18 protein-coding genes are annotated in these 17,058 nt (G+C 70.6%); 10 read left to right on the top strand and 8 right to left on the bottom strand.

Translation table 11 applies throughout. The features are described 5' to 3' along the window. The first annotated feature begins 62 nt into the window (after window positions 1–62). Window positions 63–866 carry an aminoglycoside 3'-phosphotransferase gene (locus ACH4OA_RS30720; protein ID WP_397942654.1) on the top strand — a complete coding sequence of 268 codons (804 nt, stop codon included), beginning with the start codon at window positions 63–65 and terminating at the stop codon, window positions 864–866. A gap of 223 nt (window positions 867–1,089) precedes the next feature. On the opposite strand, the gene ACH4OA_RS30715 is transcribed toward ACH4OA_RS30720, so the two are convergent. From ACH4OA_RS30715 to cynR, 3 genes are all read right to left on the bottom strand, one after another. Then, a complete protein-coding gene (locus tag ACH4OA_RS30715; RefSeq protein WP_397972533.1) occupies window positions 1,090–1,377 on the bottom strand; it encodes a DUF4232 domain-containing protein in 288 nt (95 codons plus the stop codon). A gap of 63 nt (window positions 1,378–1,440) precedes the next feature. After that, entirely contained in the window at window positions 1,441–1,710 is a 270-nt protein-coding gene (locus ACH4OA_RS30710) for a DUF4190 domain-containing protein (protein WP_397942658.1), read from the bottom strand. Window positions 1,711–1,995: 285 nt separating this feature from the next. Continuing rightward, window positions 1,996–2,907 carry a transcriptional regulator CynR gene (gene cynR, locus ACH4OA_RS30705; protein WP_397948690.1) on the bottom strand — a complete coding sequence of 304 codons (912 nt, stop codon included), beginning with the start codon at window positions 2,905–2,907 and terminating at the stop codon, window positions 1,996–1,998. Between the two features lie 125 nt (window positions 2,908–3,032). Here cynR and ACH4OA_RS30700 point away from each other — a divergent pair, with 125 nt between their 5' ends. The 4 genes from ACH4OA_RS30700 (at window position 3,033) to ACH4OA_RS30685 (ending at window position 5,894) form a co-directional block, all read left to right on the top strand. Beyond that, window positions 3,033–3,626, top strand: a complete 594-nt coding sequence (locus ACH4OA_RS30700) for a carbonic anhydrase (protein ID WP_397942662.1) — start codon at window positions 3,033–3,035, stop codon at window positions 3,624–3,626. Between the two features lie 105 nt (window positions 3,627–3,731). Beyond that, window positions 3,732–4,202 (top strand): cyanase, encoded by a 471-nt coding sequence (gene cynS / locus ACH4OA_RS30695; RefSeq protein ID WP_397942664.1) that lies wholly within the window; start codon window positions 3,732–3,734, stop codon window positions 4,200–4,202. Between the two features lie 94 nt (window positions 4,203–4,296). Further along, a complete protein-coding gene (locus ACH4OA_RS30690; protein ID WP_397972530.1) occupies window positions 4,297–4,797 on the top strand; it encodes a nucleoside deaminase in 501 nt (166 codons plus the stop codon). Window positions 4,798–5,501: 704 nt separating this feature from the next. After that, window positions 5,502–5,894, top strand: coding sequence for a hypothetical protein (locus tag ACH4OA_RS30685; RefSeq protein WP_397942668.1), 393 nt, complete (start codon window positions 5,502–5,504; stop codon window positions 5,892–5,894). 82 nt (window positions 5,895–5,976) lie between these two features. Here ACH4OA_RS30685 and ACH4OA_RS30680 read toward each other — a convergent pair whose 3' ends face one another. The 3 genes from ACH4OA_RS30680 to ACH4OA_RS30670 form a co-directional block, all read right to left on the bottom strand. Beyond that, window positions 5,977–6,132: a hypothetical protein gene (locus tag ACH4OA_RS30680; protein ID WP_397972528.1), complete on the bottom strand. Its 156-nt coding sequence runs from the start codon at window positions 6,130–6,132 to the stop codon at window positions 5,977–5,979. Window positions 6,133–6,245: 113 nt separating this feature from the next. After that, entirely contained in the window at window positions 6,246–6,512 is a 267-nt protein-coding gene (locus tag ACH4OA_RS30675; RefSeq protein ID WP_397942670.1) for a hypothetical protein, read from the bottom strand. Window positions 6,513–7,292: 780 nt separating this feature from the next. Then, window positions 7,293–8,021: an SDR family oxidoreductase gene (locus ACH4OA_RS30670; protein ID WP_397972525.1), complete on the bottom strand. Its 729-nt coding sequence runs from the start codon at window positions 8,019–8,021 to the stop codon at window positions 7,293–7,295. 73 nt (window positions 8,022–8,094) lie between these two features. Here ACH4OA_RS30670 and ACH4OA_RS30665 point away from each other — a divergent pair, with 73 nt between their 5' ends. Then, on the top strand, window positions 8,095–8,472 hold the full coding sequence (locus tag ACH4OA_RS30665) for a MerR family transcriptional regulator (protein ID WP_397972523.1): 378 nt from the start codon (window positions 8,095–8,097) through the stop codon (window positions 8,470–8,472). A gap of 431 nt (window positions 8,473–8,903) precedes the next feature. On the opposite strand, the gene ACH4OA_RS30660 is transcribed toward ACH4OA_RS30665, so the two are convergent. Beyond that, window positions 8,904–10,553: a purine-cytosine permease family protein gene (locus ACH4OA_RS30660; RefSeq protein ID WP_397972520.1), complete on the bottom strand. Its 1,650-nt coding sequence runs from the start codon at window positions 10,551–10,553 to the stop codon at window positions 8,904–8,906. Window positions 10,554–11,318: 765 nt separating this feature from the next. Between ACH4OA_RS30660 and ACH4OA_RS30655 the strand changes: the two genes are divergently transcribed. The 4 genes from ACH4OA_RS30655 to ACH4OA_RS30640 all read left to right on the top strand — a co-directional run bounded on the left by ACH4OA_RS30655 (window position 11,319) and on the right by ACH4OA_RS30640 (window position 14,651). Then, the gene (locus tag ACH4OA_RS30655; protein WP_397972517.1) at window positions 11,319–11,444 is read left to right on the top strand and encodes a hypothetical protein; all 126 of its coding nucleotides are present in this window, start codon (window positions 11,319–11,321) and stop codon (window positions 11,442–11,444) included. An 8-nt stretch (window positions 11,445–11,452) separates the two neighbouring features. Next, entirely contained in the window at window positions 11,453–11,959 is a 507-nt protein-coding gene (locus ACH4OA_RS30650) for a DUF664 domain-containing protein (RefSeq protein ID WP_397948699.1), read from the top strand. Between the two features lie 786 nt (window positions 11,960–12,745). Further along, window positions 12,746–14,194 (top strand): endo-1,4-beta-xylanase, encoded by a 1,449-nt coding sequence (locus tag ACH4OA_RS30645; RefSeq protein WP_397972516.1) that lies wholly within the window; start codon window positions 12,746–12,748, stop codon window positions 14,192–14,194. A 160-nt stretch (window positions 14,195–14,354) separates the two neighbouring features. Then, window positions 14,355–14,651 (top strand): hypothetical protein, encoded by a 297-nt coding sequence (locus tag ACH4OA_RS30640; protein ID WP_397972512.1) that lies wholly within the window; start codon window positions 14,355–14,357, stop codon window positions 14,649–14,651. Window positions 14,652–14,721: 70 nt separating this feature from the next. Here ACH4OA_RS30640 and ACH4OA_RS30635 read toward each other — a convergent pair whose 3' ends face one another. Next, window positions 14,722–17,034, bottom strand: coding sequence for an FdhF/YdeP family oxidoreductase (locus tag ACH4OA_RS30635; protein ID WP_397972509.1), 2,313 nt, complete (start codon window positions 17,032–17,034; stop codon window positions 14,722–14,724). Window positions 17,035–17,058 lie beyond the last annotated feature (24 nt).

The following is a 17,058-nucleotide window of genomic DNA, read 5'->3' as shown; positions in this document are numbered from 1 at the left end:
CCGAACCAGTGAGCAGGGGAAAGGGGTGGCCGGCTGCCGGCTGCTCTGGTGAGAATGGGCGGATGATCGCGTCTTCGCCCCGAGAACCTGTCGAGGCTCCCCGTATCGTCACCGATCTCGCGGCCGGACAGCCGGTGCGGGCCGTATGGAGGAACGAGCTCGGCGGGCTGACGTTCCAGGTCGGCTCGGGTGAGACGCGGCAGTTCGTGAAGTGGACGCCGGCCGGCAGCGGCATCGATCTCTCGGCCGAGGTGGCGCGTCTGCGGTGGGCGGCGAGGTTCACGGCGGTGCCGCGGGTGATCGGCGAGGGCGCCGACGAAGCGGGGAGCTGGATCATCACCCGTGGCCTGCCCGGACGCACGGCGGTGGACGACCACTGGAAGCGCGATCCCGGCACCGCCGTACGCGCGGTCGGCTCCGGCCTGCGGGCCTTCCATGACGCGCTGCCCGTCACGGACTGCCCGTTCGGCTGGTCGGCCGAAACGCGCCTGGAGCGTGCGCGGTCACGAGCAGCCGCGGACCCGGTCAGCCGGGCGGACTGGCCCGAGGACCTCCCACACTTCGGCACGGTCGAGCACGCGCTCGGCGCCCTCGCCGACATCCCGCCGGTCGACCGGCTCGTCGTCTGCCACGGCGACGCCTGCGCCCCCAACACCCTGGTCGCAGACGACGGTACGTGGAGCGGACACGTCGATCTCGGCACGCTCGGTGTCGCCGACCGTTGGGCGGACCTCGCCGTCGCCACCTGGAGTACGCGGTGGAACTACGGTCCAGGATGGGAGGAGCCGCTGCTCGAAGCCTACGGAGTCGAGCCGGACCCGGAACGCATCAGGTACTACCGACTGCTGTGGGAACTGGCGGACTGAGCACGCATCGGACAGCGGCGTGGTCAGAGCCGCCTGAGCCGGGGGCTGCACGCGAGCAATTCCGTGCCGCTGTCCCGCTTCGCGGCCGGCACAGGGTTGATCGACCAGGAGGCGCGGGGCAGCGGGCGCCGGGCCGGCAGAGTCAGCCGGCGGACACGCAGCGGCAGCGAAACGGCGGACCGGTCCCGGGCCGGAGCCGACAGCAACCGGGCCCGGCCTCCGGTCAGCCGCCGGTCCGCCACCGCCCGCTGATGCCGCCGCCGGTACATTCCCGGCCGTCACCCGCCGCCTGCGGTGTACACGCCTGGCCGGCCGGCGACGTGCCTCGACGGCTCCGGCCCGGCTGGTTCCAGCCGGGCCGGGTCTTCGACCTCACCCAGCCCCTGGACCAGGTGCCGTCGGTCCTCTGGGCGCCGACCATGTCGACACCGGCGAAGCCGGACAGGGTGCAGGTGCGGTTGCTCTTGTTCGTGAACCAGATGAACGCCTGCGTCTGGTGAGGGCGTGGCACCGCCTCTGCCCGAGCCGCCGGCGTGCACACGGGCGGCCTGCTCGCCGGGGCGCGGGGCGGCGGTCAGCCGATGTGCCAGGTGAAGGTACCGCCGTTGTGGGCGGCGACGGCGAACATCACGATCATGAGGACGATGTCGGCCACGCCGAGGCCGATGTCCCACTTCGCCATCGCGGAGCCGGTCCGCCGCATGGCCACGGCGCCGAAGATGATGGCCAGCGGCCCCAGGACGATCGGCAGGACGAACAGGCCGACGATGCCGCAGACCAGTCCCGCGATCGCCAGGCCGCTGGTCCGGCTCGTCTTGTGGGTGCTTGTGCTGTAGGACGACATCCGTATCTCCCCAACTGTCGTTACTGTTTTCTTACCTCTCCTTCGCTTCTCCTCTGGTTGCCCCCCACGGCCGGGTCATGCCTGACGGATGTGCACACAAGCCATCCGTCTCACAGCGGAGTTGGGCACCCGGTGCGGTCCTGTGCCTGGGCGCGCCGCGCCGGCCGGCGGGCCACGCCTCCGGCACCGCCCCGGTTCCCCATGCTGCCGCGGGTCGAGGGGTGCTCACACGCCCTTAGCAGTCGGCCGGGGGTGGGGAGGTCCGTCCGCCTGCGTGCCACCGCATCACGGCCGGGCGCCGGTGTAGCCCCGGGCACGGACGAGGTCGTGGGCCAGGAGGGTGAAGGCGCGGGCGGCGGCGGTCTCGTATCCGCCGTCGCGTCGCAGCAGGGTGACCGTGCGGGCGGGCAGGGCGGGTTCGAGGGGGACGGGGGTGAGCCGGGGGTGGTCGTGGGTGATGGCGTCGGGCAGCACGGTGGCGACCGGGGTGCGCCGGACGATCTCGACCAGGGCCTGGACGGAGTTGGCCTCCACCGCGATGCGCGGCTGCACACGATGCGCCGCGAAGTGCGCGTCGATATGACCCCGCGTCGCGAAGTCACCGCTGAGCAGTGCGAGTTGCAGCTCCGCCAGGTGCCCGACGGGGAGCGGCCGGGGCAGGTCGTCCTCGGTGGCACGCGCGCCGGTGACCAGGCTCAGGGTCTCCGTGAACAGGGTCGCGGCGCCGACGCCGGGCAGGTGGACGCCGGCGAAGGCGATGCCCAGGTCGACGTCGTCGGCGAGCAGGGCCGACTCGATGCGGTCCTGGGGCATCTCCCTGACGTTCACGGTGATGCCCGGGTGCCGGTCGTGCAGCTCCGCGACCAGGGGGCCCACCAGATAGGCGGTGAACGTGGGTGTCACGGCCAGCCGCAGGTGCCCCCGGGCGAGGTCCCGGACGTCCCGGACGGCGCGCTCGGCGGCCGCCAGGTCCCGCAGCGCGCGGCGGGCGTGGTGTGCGTACGTCTCGCCGGCGTCGGTGAGCCGGACCCGGCGGGCGGTGCGGTCGAGCAGTTGGGCCCCCACCGCCCGCTCCAGCTGCCTGACCTGCTGGGAAAGGGTCGGCTGGGAAACGCGTAGTTCCTCGGCGGCACGGGTGAAGCTGCCGTGTTCGGCGACGGCGAGCAGGTAGCGCAGATGACGTAGCTCCGGAGTCACGGATACCACTATAGGTGTGAGCAATAGGAAGCATGCCCAGGGCGTCTTGGACTCTATAGACGCAGTTCGTGCAGGGTGGACGTACCGAGCCCGACGGGCCGGGATCCACTGGAAGGGAGTGACCCATGCGCGACCTCGCCGAGGGCGTCAGGTGCTATCAGCGGGACGTCCACCCCGCCAGGGCGGAGCTGTTCGACCGGCTCGCCGGGCACCACGGGCCGCACACGCTGTTCATCGGCTGCTCCGACGCCCGGGTGGTCCCGGAGCTGATCACGTCGAGTGAGCCGGGCGAGCTGTTCGTCGTGCGGACGGCGGGCAACCTGGTGCCGGCCCACGCGCCGGGGCCCGACGCCGTGGCGGCCGGCGTCGAGTACGCGGTCGCCGTACTCGGCGTCTCCGACATCGTGGTGTGCGGGCACTCGGGCTGTGGCGCCATGACGGCCCTGGCCCGGGCGCAGGACCTCAGCGGTGTGCCGGCCGTCGCCGACTGGCTGCGGCACGCCGACGCATCGCTGGCCCGCACGGCGGCGTCCGGGGACGTCGCGGCCCTGGTGCGGCAGAACGTGCTCGCCCAGCTCGCGAATCTGGCCACCCATCCCTCGGTCGCCCGCGGGCTGGCCGAGCACACCCTCGCCCTGCACGGATGGGTCTACGACATCGCCACCGGCGGAGTCGAGACCGTCGGCGCCACGCCTGTGGCCACCTTTCGCGCCGCCTGACGCCGCGCAGGCCCCCGGCCCGCGCGCCCCACGACCCCGGCGCCTGCCGTGCAGCGGCGCGCCGGGTGCTCCCTCACCCTGGAACCCAGGAAGGAAACACTCCTCATGGTGCACGCACAGTACGACCCCGCCGCCCGGCAAGCCCTCGCCGTGACCGCGGTCGAGGCCAAGATCCGCAAGGACCTCAGCTGGCAGCGCATCGCGGACGCGGCCGGCCTGTCGGTGGCCTTCACCACCGCCGCCGTACTCGGCCAGCACGCCCTGCCCGAGCCGGCCGCGCGGGCCGTGGGCGAGCTGCTGGACCTGGACGCCGACGCGGTGACCCTGCTCCAGACGATCCCCACCCGGGGATCGATCCCCGGCGGCATCCCCACCGACCCGACCATCTACCGCTTCTACGAGATGCTCCAGGTGTACGGCACCACCCTCAAGGCGCTGGTGCACGAGCAGTTCGGCGACGGCATCATCTCCGCGATCAACTTCAGGCTGGACGTGAAGAAGGTCGCCGACCCCGAGGGCGGCGAGCGCGCGGTCATCACCCTGGACGGCAAGTACCTGCCCACCAAGCCCTTCTGACCCCTCTCGGCGTCCCCCGCCCGCCGGGGCGGGCCGGCGGTCCACCGCGCCGCCCCGCCCCGGCACCCGACCCCTCCACCGAAAGGCACGTGTGATGGACTTCGCGCAGCGCACCATCGACATCGCCCGCCGCAACGTCGACGAGGGCGGCCGCCCGTTCGCGACCGTCATCGTCAAGGACGGCGAGATCCTCGCCGAGAGCCCCAACCTGGTCGCGCAGACCGCCGATCCCACCGCCCACGCCGAGATCCTCGCCATTCGCGCGGCGTGCACCGCGCTGGGCACCGAACACCTGGTCGGGGCCACGATCTACGTCCTGGCCCAGCCCTGCCCGATGTGCCTGGGCGCGCTGTACTACTGCTCGCCGGACGAGGTCGTCTTCCTCACCACCCGCGACGCCTACGAACCGCACTATGTCGACGACCGCAAGTACTTCGAACTCGACACCTTCTACGGCGAGTTCGCCAAGGACTGGCGGGAGCGCCGGCTGCCGATGCGCCACGAACCCCGTGCGGCCGCGGTCGACGTCTACCGGCGCTGGCAGAAGCGCAACGGCGGCGAACGCCGGGTCACCGGCGCTCCCACCGCCGGCTGAGCGGGCGGCCATGGGACCCGCCGGAACGACCGCCTCCGGACTGCCCCATCCGTCGCGCGCCGTCGGACCGGCCGCCGCCGCGTTCGAGCCGGGGACGAGCCGTCCGGCTCGCCCCCGGCCGGGGCCGGCGGCCTGGTCCTGACGCGGGACCGCGACCGGGTGCGCGCCGGCCGCCGTCGCCGGATACCCGTCGTGGTCCGTGCCCGCGGGATGCGCCGACGGGCCGCCCGTCGGTCTGCTCCTGATGGCCGGTGACCGCCAGGACGCCGAACTCGGCGGGTGCTGCACACGCAGCCGGGAGAGCCGGGGAAAGCGGGCTGAATTTCGTCTTCTATCGCGAGGATCCGGTTCTCTCGTACATTATCGTTGCCCCCTCAATCAGTGCGCGAGCGGGGGGCCGCTGGGCCTTCGACGCCGACATCGCTCCGCTTTCCCCCTTCCTCCTCTCGGATCCGCACGGCGCCAGACCTGCCTGGCCACCACCCTGGAAGACCCTTTACCTCCCCTGGTTCCAGTCTTTCCGACATACCCCGGCACCGTGCACATCGCAACGAGAGCGCAATGACGTCATGGCGCCGTGAACATGAATGCACCAAACCTCTCCCAAGCGGGTTGACCGCCGATGCGCGGAAAGTGCTCAGTACAGGTGTTCGGAAAGCACTCAGTAGCGTGCGGAAAACGCACAGCAGGCCCCGGGAGGACCCATGACCGTCTCCGTCAACCGCACCGCCAAGGTCACCACGCTCACCTGGACCCGGACCGACGACCCACAGAGCCACATCGCCCAGGCCGTCGAGAGCGGACACCTGGAAGCCGCCCTGACCGTCCTCGGCCTGCGGGACTACCACGACCTGGCGAGCCTGCCCAAGGCCCAGCGCGCCAGGCTGCTGCGCCACACCGCCGCCCTCACCAACGAACTGACCCGACGCGTACGGCACCTGACCGTCGCCCACCGCCACCACGGCGCCTCCTGGGCGGAACTCGCCTTACTCCTGGTGAGCGACTCCGAGGCCCACGGCACCGCCCGCGGCACCTACGACGCGGGCCTTCGCCAGATGGGCCTCGCCGGCACCGACACCGGCACCGCCCACGCCTGACCTTCCTGGCGGAGCCGACCGGAACCTGATCGTCACGGCAGGAAGGCTGGGGCGTCATGCGCCTGAGCGTCGGGGAGGGCGTCTACAACGCGGTCGGCGTGCGGAGACGGCCGGGGTCCGTGTCGTACTGGCGGGCGTGCGGCCCGAGGTCGCCGGTGGTGATCTCGAAACGGGCGTCCGTGCAGGACATGGTGCGGCCGGCCGCGCAGCCGATGCCATCCCGGCCGTCGCTGCGCACGGTGGCTCTCCGGCCGCCTTCGGCAAGGAGGGCCGGCGCACGACGGCCGACGCGCTGCGCACACCGCTCGGCGTGTCCCGGCCCGGGCTGGTGAGCGAGCCGGCCGAGGCCGGTCAGGGAGCATCACCGGTCCAGTCCCAACGGCCCGGGTCACCGGGGCGCGGGTCGTACAGGGCCCGGCCGCCGGCGCCGAACCGCCCCAGCTCGGTGGAGAGCGCGACACCGGCCTCGTCCTGCGTCCGGCCGGTGATGTCGAGCAGCAGGCCGTCCAGCGGGCCGCCGACCAGTTCGGCGTAGCGCCGGCCGGGTCGCGGGCCGGGCTGATCGTGGTCGGCGCCGTAGACCCGGCGGCGTAGCAGCTGTTCCTCATCACGGTCCATCCGTTCAGCCTGGCAGCTGCCACTGACAACGAGGCCCGGTCGTGGCACCTGCGGAAGCGAGGGAGCCAGGTGCCGCCGGCCTTCCGCCCGGGCTCGGCCTGGTCCTGCCCCTGCCGCCGGTACCCGCCCCGGCCAGGCTTTGCCATACCTCGGCGACGGCCTGCGGTCGCAGTCCCCGCAGAGCCGGTCTGGATTTCCGGGCGGTGCCCCAGCCGACGCGCTCGACCGCCCGCCACCGTCCGCCGGTGAACGCGGCACCGCAGTCGGTGCGGACGGGACGGCAGGCGTACCGCTGGAACTGCCGCCGCCACGCCCCCGTCGCGTGCCGGATCGTGGCGCTCTTGCCCGTCGGCCGCTGCGGTCTCGGCGGTGATCGCCGGACACGGGGCGGGATACGTCCTGGCCGTCTCCTGCCGGACCGAAGTGCACACCCCTGCCGGCAAGTTCCGTGTCGACGTGCTGAGCGCGCAAGGTGCCCCGACGCGGTTGGCAGCAACGGTCCGCGTGCCCCGGCGCGAAAGGCTTGCGCCGATACGACCGGGCCGCCGTCGATCTGGTTGCCACCCACTCGGCGGGCATCTGCCGACTGCCGATCCGCCGCCACCGCGCCACCGGCACGGTGGCCCGCGCTACGACGAACTCGCCTGCCGATACGAGGCCACCATCCAGGCCACCTTGATACGCCCATACCTGTGAGCCCGACTGACCACATCTCGAGCAGACCGTAGTTCACCGACCCCAGAAGCAACCGAGCGAAGCCGGCGCGGCCCGAGAGGCCCCTCAGACCGCCGTCAGCGCCGCCAGGGCGCGGTCCATCGCGGCGTTGAACTCCTCCGGCGCCAGCGGCAGCCGGGACTTGACGTCCCGACTCCACCGGTCGGCGAGGACCTCGGCGGAGCCCGCCTCGACACCGTCGAGCGCCGCGTCGGCCACGTCCGACGGAGCGATCTTGTCCACGGGCCAGCCCGCGGCCATGTCGGTGTCGGCCAGGCCGAGGTGCACTGCTGTCACGAGCGTGCCCTGTTCGGCGAGCTCCAGGCGGACGCCGTTGGTCATGGCCCAGGCGGCGGCCTTGGTCAGGTGGTAGGCGTTGGAGCCCTTGGCCCCGAACCACGACATGGCGGAGAGGACGTTGACGATCGCACCCCCGCCGTTCCCGGCGAGCGCCGGCGCGAACGCACGGATCATTGCGAGGTGCCCGAACACGTTGGTCTCCAGCTCGTGCCGTACCGCGTCCAGCGAACCGGTCACCAGGTCGGTCCCCGTCTGGATCCCGGCATTGTTGATGAGCAGCGAGATGTCCGGGACGGCCTCGGCGGCGGCCTGCACGGAAGCGGAATCGGTGATATCGAGGGGCAGCACCTCGACCCCGTGCAGGTCCACGGTCTCCGGCCGGCGGGCCGTCGCGTAGACCTTGCGGGCGCCCCGTTCGAGCAGGCGCTGGGCGAAGGCGCGGCCCAGACCGCGGTTGGCTCCGGTGACAAGGGCGACTGAGTTGTTGATGTCCATGCCCGGTACGCTAAAACCTGACGCTGACGTCAGAGGCAAGTGCTGGCCATCAGGGCCTGGGGGAGGAATCACCATGACCGTCGGGCAGGCCGTGGGCGAGCGGCTGATGCGCATCGGCGAGGTGGCACGGGGTGCCGGCGTCTCGGTACGCGCCGTGCGCTACTACGAGCAGCAGGGGCTGCTCATCGCGGAGCGCAGCCCATCAGGCCAGCGCCTCTACCGGCAGGACGCCATCCCCCGGGTCCGTTTCTTCCAGCAGATGTTCGCCGCCGGTCTGACCAGCCGAAAGATCACGGAACTCCTCCCGTGCTGGGACTCCGGGCACACCGACGCCGAGCAACGAGCCATGCTGCGCACCGAGCGCGAGCGCCTCCAGGCCAAGGTCGAGGACCTGCAGGCCGCTCTGGACCGCCTCGACGAAGTCATCGCGATCACTGACACGCACCCGTAAGCGCGGTCGGCCGGACGTGGCACCAGCGATCTACGGCTGGAGTATCGAGCCACCCGTCGCCCCGCGGAGGGACCGCGCTGCGGACCACGCGACGGTAGCGCAGGCGATTCCGGCCCGGAGGAAAGCCGCCATGACGACATCACGCCTCCAAGGTCACGGGGCGCGGCGACGCGCGGGGCGAGCGCCGCGGGGCATCGGACGAGCCGGCACCGCGGGTACGCGGGCTCCTGGTCCAGAGCGCCGCCGTCGCGGCAGACACTGTGCCTCCCGCAGGTCGTGACGCTTGACACGGAGCGCGAGCCTCGGCGTCGTGTGGCGATGCGCCGAGGCATCGTGTTCCCTTCCCGGGCCCCCGTTGCGATGGAGTACAGGCCACGGTGTCGGAGGTTCCCTGACAAGGAGGTCGGTTTCGGCGGTCCCGCTCGGCGGGCCTACACGGTAGCGGGCAGGACGTGGTCGCCGGCCTTGTCCGTGCTCAGGCACAGCGAGCAGACGACCGCGTCATGGGTGGCGCAGGAGCTGAGGTCGGGGCGTTCGTAGGGCTGGTGGCAGACGTGGCAGTCGTAGGTGACCGCGCTCGGGTTGCCGTCGGCGTCGAGCATCGGCTCGTCGATGCCGTCGTCGGTGCGGCGCAGGTAGTACCGGCCCTTGGTGACGATGGCCATCAGCGGGGTGAGGACGAAGGCGATGACGGCGGCGGCGACGGGGGAGTAGGGCTGGAGGGTGTCGCCGAGGGCGTGGAAATACATGGCGATGGACAGACCGGAGGCGGCGACGAAGGCGACCACGCCGACCGGGTTGACGGCGTGCAGCATGCCGCGGCGGAACTCGGGCTGGAGCGGGGAGAGCTTCAGCAGGTACTTGTTGACGCCGATGTCGGTGGCGACGGTGACGACCCAGGCGATGGCGCAGTTGGAGTAGAAGCCGAGGATGTCGTTGAGGAAGCTGAACATGTCGGCTTCCATCAAGGCCAGCGCGAAGCCCAGGTTGACCAGGACGAAGACCATGCGGCCGGGATAGTGCCTGGTGATGCGGGTGAAGGAGTTGGTCCAGGCGAGCGAGCCGGAGTAGGCGTTCGTCACGTTGATCTTGATCTGGCTGATCACGACGAGGACGACGGCCAGCGGGAGCACCAGCCAGGACGGCATCATCGCGTCGAAGGCGCCCTTGAACTGCTGGATCGGCTCGGGCGCGACGTCCGGGCCGACCTTGGCGAGGATGTACACGGCGAGGAAGACGCCGATGGCCTGCTTGAGCGCGCCGAGTACCACCCAGCCGGGACCGGCCATGATGACCGCGGTCCACCAAGTGCGCTTGTTCGCCTCCGTCTTGGGCGGCATGAAGCGCAGATAGTCGATCTGCTCGCCGATCTGCGCGATGAGCGAGAGGCACACACCGGCGCCGAGCAGCACGGAGGCGGTGTCGACGCCGCCGTCGCCGTCGGTGCCGGCGTAGGCGAGGAAGCGGTCGACGGTGCCGGGGTCGGCGGAGATCAGGTAGACCAGCGGGCCGACCATGAGCAGCAGCCAGATCGGGGTCGTCCAGACCTGGAGCTTGCTGAGCGCCTTCATGCCGTAGATCACCAGGGGGATGACCATGAGCGTGGAGACCAGGTAGCCCAGCCACAGCGGGAGTCCGAGGCCCAGCTTGAGGCCCTGGGCCATGATCGAGCCTTCGAGGGCGAAGAAGATGAAGGTGAAGCTGGCGAAGATGACGCTGGTGAGGACCGAGCCGTAGTAGCCGAAGCCGGAGCCGCGGGTGATCAGGTCGAGGTCGATGTTGTAGCGGGCGCCGTAGTAGGCGAGGGGGAAGCCGGTGATGAAGATGACCACGGCGGCGACGGCGATCGCGACGAGGGCGTTGCCGGTGCCGTGGGCGAGGCCGATGCCGGCGCCGATGGAGAAGTCGGCCATGTAGGCGATGCCGCCGAGTGCCGTGGTGGCCACGACCATCGGGGTCCAGCGGCGGTAACTGCGGGGTGCGAAACGGAGGGTGTAGTCCTCCAGCGTCTCCTTGACCGCTTGGTCGGCGGCGGGCTCCGCTGCTTCTGGCGTCGTCTGCGGTGACTCGGTGGTAGTCATGCCACGTCTCCCGGTGGGGCTGGGTGCGGGTGCGGTGATGCAGTGGGAGCCCCGCGTGGCGTCACTGGCAGAACGGGGAAGCCTACGGGCCGTCAGAAGCTGTCTCCGGCAGCTCCGCATACGACGGTGATCCCACGGCCCGTCACGCTAGGAAGTGGTTGTTACCACCGATTCCCCTTGACGTGAACCCGATGTTTCCGTAGGTCCGGATCTTCAGAGCGGCAGAGCGCGTGCCGGGTGGCGGGGGCTGAGGAAGACCGCGCGGTGGCGAAGCCGGTGGTCCCGGCTCCGGCGAAGGCGAGCGGCGCGGTGAACCCGGGGCGGTGGACGTTGTCCACCAACCGGCCCACGAACTCGACTGTCCGCTCCTCGTCCTCGTTCCAGGGTGGGGCGCAGGAGGCTTCGGTGTATACGGAGTGCAGGGCGTCGGCGTGCTTCAGCAGGTCCTTGCCGCGGAGGAGGCGGATGTCTGTTGCCGGCAGGCGGTACCGGCCAGCGCGCTTGCCGCCGGTTGCGCGGTGGCGCCCCCACATGGGTGCCGACAGGGTGATTGACCCGCTGAGTGGCGCCGGTTCGATTCCGGGGCGGCCGAGGAGGCGGTCCTCCAGCGGCAGACCCCGGGGTCGGCCCGTGTGGATCAGATCCGCCCCTTCACATCGCCCGTCTGCACCACCTGTGCCTCACCGGACAGGTCTCGGCCTGCTCATGAGGAGATACCTGGTGCGACCTATGCAGCGGGCAGCCACTGGTAGATCCTTTGTAGCCGTGACCCCTCTGACAAACCTGCTGCGATCCACCGCGGCACACGCGCTGATCGGCCCCGCGCGCGTTGCCGACCCGAACGCCGGCTCCCGCGTTCAGCTCACCCTCCCCTGGGAGGTCGCACAGTGACCGCGAGTGTGTCCCCGACAGCCAACACCGAGATCCACGTTCTCCTGTCCTGTCTGAACGCTCAGCGCCGCCATGTCCTCGGCATACTCGACGGGCTGGACCCGGAAGCACTGCGACGGCCCGTGCTGCCGTCCCGATGGAACTGCCTGGGGCTGGTTCAGCACCTCGCGCTCGACGTCGAACGGTTCTGGTTCCGTGCCGTCATCACCGGCGATCCCGTGGTCATCGAAGCCCTCGACGACATCGACGACGCCTGGCAGGTGGCCCCTGACGTGCCGCATACCGAGGTACTCGACCGATACCGCACGGAGGCGGACCTCGCCAACACCGCCGTCGCCACTGCGACCGCGGACACCCCTCTGGCCTGGTGGCCCCACCACCTCTTCGGCGAACCGCACTTGCACACCGTACGGGACGTCCTGCTGCACGTCATCACCGAGACCGCGTGCCACGCCGGACACCTCGACGCCGCACGAGAACTCATCGACGGCCGACGATGGATGGTACTGACCTGAAACCGACCGCGGACCCAAGAAAGGGACGAGCCACCTACGGGACGACCTTTGGCGCCGTCACGCCGGTCAGCGGCAGTTGAGTGTCGTCGCTGATGCACAGCGCGTGCTCGCGCAGGACCAGGCTGCCCAGTTCACCCACGACCTGCCCGGTCCGGGGCGGAGGGCCTCGTCCAGCCCCCGCTGGGCTGCGTCGATCCGGTCCTGGCACGCCCTTTCGGCCGTGGCGAGCCGTACCCGGACGCCGGTCGGCTCCGCCCGGCTCTGGACCGCGCGCCACAGCAGACGCCGCCGTGCCCGAGCCGGTTCCCGACGCTCGGCCGCATAGGCACGGCCGAAGGCGGGGCCCTCCCGGATAACGATCCCTTGCGCCAGGCGACGGCCAGGCCACGGCTACGAAGCCGTCGTATGCGAAGCCCTTCAGCAGATCGCAGCTGTATCGAAACTTTCGAGAAAGTTCCGGCGTTCCGGACCCCGCGAGCCGGGAGGGCGCCCCGTCCGTTCGTGGCCCCACCCCTGATCTGGCCGTAGACCGCACCCTCGGTCGAGTCGTCGAAAGTTTCGGACAACTGGCGGACACTTTTTCTGTAACTTGTATTGACGATCCACCGTCAAAAGCTCAATCATCCCTGTCTGAACAACCGGCCGAAGTTCGGCATGCCGAACCGCTCGGCCGCCTGGGCAAGCACCCGCGCCACCCCCTCACGTCCCGGTGAGGTCGGTGCCATGACCGGACGACGCGCCCCCGCGCTTCCGTCCTTCCGTGATCCCTACCCTGGAGGCACAGTCATGGGCTCGTACGCCCTTCCCAGACTCGTCAACCGCCGGAAGATCCGCGGCCTGTTGCTGACGCTGGTGGCCGGCGTCCTCGCCATGGTCGCCGCGCTGGTCGCGCCGCCGTCCGCACACGCCGCCGAGAGCACACTCGGCGCCGCGGCGGCACAGAGCGGCCGCTACTTCGGCACCGCCATCGCCTCGGGCAGGCTGAACGACTCGGCGTACACGACGATCGCCAACCGTGAGTTCAACATGGTGACCGCCGAGAACGAGATGAAGATCGACGCCACCGAGCCGCAGCGCGGCCAGTTCAACTTCACCGCCGCCGACCGCGTCTACAACTGGGCCGTACAGAACGGCAAGCGGGTACGCGGCCACACCCTGGCCTGGTACTCCCAGCAGCCGAGCTGGATGCAGAGCCTCAGCGGCAGCACGCTGCGCCAGGCGATGATCGACCACATCAACGGCGTGATGGCCCACTACAAGGGCAAGATCGCCCAGTGGGACGTCGTCAACGAGGCGTTCGCCGACGGCAACTCGGGCGCCCGGCGCGACTCCAATCTGCAGCGCACCGGCAACGACTGGATCGAGGTCGCCTTCCGCACCGCCCGCGCCGCCGACCCGGCCGCCAAACTCTGCTACAACGACTACAACATCGAGAACTGGACCTGGGCCAAGACCCAGGCCGTGTACGCGATGGTCCGGGACTTCAAGCAGCGCGGCGTGCCGATCGACTGCGTCGGCTTCCAGTCGCACTTCAACAGCGGCAGCCCGTACAACAGCAACTTCCGCACCACCCTGCAGAGCTTCGCCGCCCTCGGCGTCGACGTGGCCATCACCGAACTCGACATCCAGGGCGCCTCGGCCTCGACCTACGCCAGCGTGACCAACGACTGCCTGGCCGTCACGCGCTGCCTCGGCATCACCGTCTGGGGCGTGCGCGACAGCGACTCCTGGCGGTCCAGTGACACGCCGCTGCTGTTCAACAACGACGGCAGCAAGAAGCCCGCTTACACCGCCGTCCTCAACGCCCTCAACGCCGGCACCGGCACCGACCCCGGGAACCCGGGGGACCCCTCGGACTCCGGGCCGCTCAAGGGCGTCGCCTCGGGCCGGTGCGTGGACGTGCCCAACTCCAGCACCACCGACGGCACCCAGGTCCAGCTGTGGGACTGCCACAACGGCACCAACCAGCAGTGGGCGTACACCGACGCCGGTGAGTTCCGGATCTACGGCGACAAGTGCCTGGACGCCGCCGGCACCGGCAACGGCGCCAAGGTCCAGATCTACACCTGCTGGGGCGCCGACAACCAGAAATGGCGCCTGAACTCCGACGGAAGCGTCGTCGGTGTCCAGTCCGGCCTCTGCCTCGACGCCGTCGGGGCCGGCACCGCCAACGGCACCCTGCTCCAGCTCTACACCTGCTCCAACAGCGGCAACCAGCGCTGGACCCGCACCTGACGAGACCCTCCACGAACGAAAGGGTGCATCGATGACGACCTACGGTGCGGCTCCTCCCGCCCCACCGGGAAGGCATCGCTGGTAGTCCCGGACCGCCGCCCTGCCGGCGGCGGTTGCGGTTGATCAGCCGGACGCGGCCCCGTCGGCCAGCGGCAAGGCGGTGGAGGTGCAGGGCGCCTCCACCGCCGACGGCGGCAACGTCGTCCAGTGCGGCGACTGTTCCGGCGCCAACCAGCAGTGGCAGCCGGTCGAGTTGTCTTCGCCTTCCACTGGCGCGGCGGAACCGCCGTCGACGTGGCCCCGGGCGGCGCGAGCGGGACCGCCTGGTCCTGCTACGGCCAACAGCAACAATCCGGGCCGTCCCGGTCGTCTCCGGCGGACAGATCAGCGGATACGACGGAGGCGCCCAGCCCATCGCCTACTTCGGCATCCACGGCGTCAGCGAGAACGCCCCTGATGCCGGCCGCCGGCACGTCACCGCCGTGCGTCCGCGGGCCCCGCCCGGGGTACGACCGTCCCGGGCCCAATCAGACGGGTGCCGGCCGGGACTGGTCGCCCGTGGGTTCCAGGCGGACGACGATGCCCTTCGACGTGGGCTGGTTACTCATGTCGGCGACGCTGTCGAGCGGCACCAGGACGTTCGTCTCCGGGTAGTAGGCGGCGGCCGAACCCTTGGCCGCCGGGTAGGACACGACCTCGAAGTTCTCCGCCCGGCGCTCGCTGCCGTCCTCCCAGACGCTCACCAGGTCCACCCGGTCGCCCTGGACGAGGCCGAGTTCGGACAGGTCGGCCGGGTTGACCAGGATGACGTGGCGGCTGCCGTGGATGCCGCGGTAGCGGTCGTTGTTGGTGTACGGGACGGTGTTCCACTGGTCGTGCGAGCGCAGGGTCTGCAGCAGCAGGTGCCCCTGGGGGGCCAGGGGGACCACCCGGTCGTTGCAGGTGAACCGGGCCTTGCCGGTCTCGGTCCGGAACACGCCCTCGTTGACCGGGTTGGGCAGCTGGAAGCCTCCCGGACGGGTCACCCGGGCGTTGAAGTCGTGGAAGCCCGGCACGATCCGGGAGATGCTGTCGCGGATGGTGTTGTAGTCGCCCTCGAACCTGGCCCAGGGGATGTCCCCCACGCCGTCGACGGTCAGCCGGGCGAGCCGGCACAGGATGGCGACCTCGCTCAGCAGCATGCGCGAGGCCGGTGCGAGCCGCCCCTGGGACGTGTGCACCTCGCTCATGGAGTTCTCGACGGTGACGAACTGCTCGCCGTCGGCCTGGATGTCACGCTCGGTGCGCCCCAGCGTCGGCAGGATCAGGGCCGTGTCGCCGCAGACGGTGTGCGAGCGGTTGAGCTTGGTGGAGATGTGGGCGGTCAGCCGGCACGAACGCATCGCCTTCTCGGTGACCTCGCTGTCGGGCGCCGCGCGCACGAAGTTCCCGGCCAGGGCGAGGAAGACCTTGACGCGGCCCTCCAGCATCGCCTTGATCGAGTTCACCGAGTCCAGGCCGTGCGGGCGCGGCGGGTCGAAGCCGAACTCCTTCTGCAGGGCGTCCAGGAAGACGTCCGGCATCTGCTCCCAGATGCCCATGGTGCGGTCGCCCTGGACGTTGCTGTGGCCGCGCACCGGGCAGGCGCCCGTGCCCGCGCGCCCCAGGTTGCCGCGCAGCATCAGGAAGTTGACGATCTCCCGGATGGTGGGCACGCCGTGCTTGTGCTGGGTGATGCCCATCGCCCAGCACACGATGACGCGTTCGCTGCGCAGGACCTCGTCGCGGACCTTCTCGATCTCCTGACGGGTCAGTCCCGTCGCCGCGTGCACGTCGTCCCAGTCGACGGTGCGTGCGTGCCGGGCGAAGTCCTCGAAACCGGAGGTGTGGGCGCTGATGAAGTCGTGGTCCAGGACGGTGCCGGGACGCGCGTCCTCCGCCTCCAGCAGCAGCCGGTTCAGTGCCTGGAACAGGGCGAGGTCCCCGCCCGGTTTGATGTGCAGGAAGCGGTCGGCGATCTGGGTGCCCCGCCCCACGACCCCGCGCGGCTTCTGCGGGTTCTTGAAGCGCCGCAGCCCCGCCTCCGGCAACGGGTTGACCGCCACGATGCGGCCGCCGTTGCGCTTGGCCTCCTCCAGGGCCGAGAGCTGCCGCGGGTGGTTGCTGCCCGGGTTCTGTCCCACCAGGAAGATCAGGTCCGCGTGGTGGAGGTCGTCGAGACTCACGGTGCCCTTGCCGACGCCGAGCGTCTCGTTCAGGGCGAAGCCGCTGGACTCGTGGCACATGTTGCTGCAGTCGGGCAGGTTGTTGGTGCCGAGGGCCCGGGCGAAGAGCTGGAAGACGAAAGCGGCTTCGTTGCTGGCCCGGCCGGAGGTGTAGAAGACCGCCTCGTCGGGCGAGTCCAGTCCTGTGAGTTCCTGCGCGAGGACGCCCAGGGCGTCGTTCCAGCCGATGGGCTCGTAGTGGTCCGATCCGGGCCGTTTGATCATCGGCTCGGTGAGCCGGCCCTGCTGGTTGAGCCACATGTCGGAACGGGCGGCCAGGTCGGACACGCTGTGTTCCCGGAAGAAGTCGGCCGTGATCCGGCGCGTCGTGGCCTCGTCGTTGATGTGCTTGGCCCCGTTCTCGCAGTACTCGTTGCGATGGCGCCGGCCCGGGGCGGGGTCGGCCCACGCGCAGCCGGGGCAGTCGGTCCCGCCGACCTGGTTCATGGTGAGCAGGTCGACCCCGGTCTTGCGCGGGGAGGTCTGCTCCAGGGAGTACTCCAGCGCGTGCACGACGGCGGGGACCCCGGCCGCCCACTTCTTCGGCGGTGTCACGGAGAGGGAGGTCTCCGGCTCCTGACCGGGCGGGTTCTGCATCGCTTGGCCTTTCTCTTGCCGTGT

The organism is Streptomyces sp. NPDC017095 (assembly GCF_044332325.1).
Classification (GTDB): Bacteria; Actinomycetota; Actinomycetes; order Streptomycetales; family Streptomycetaceae; genus Streptomyces.
The sequence above is the reverse complement of the archived record's forward strand: the minus strand, read 5'-3'. Positions and strand labels throughout refer to the sequence as shown.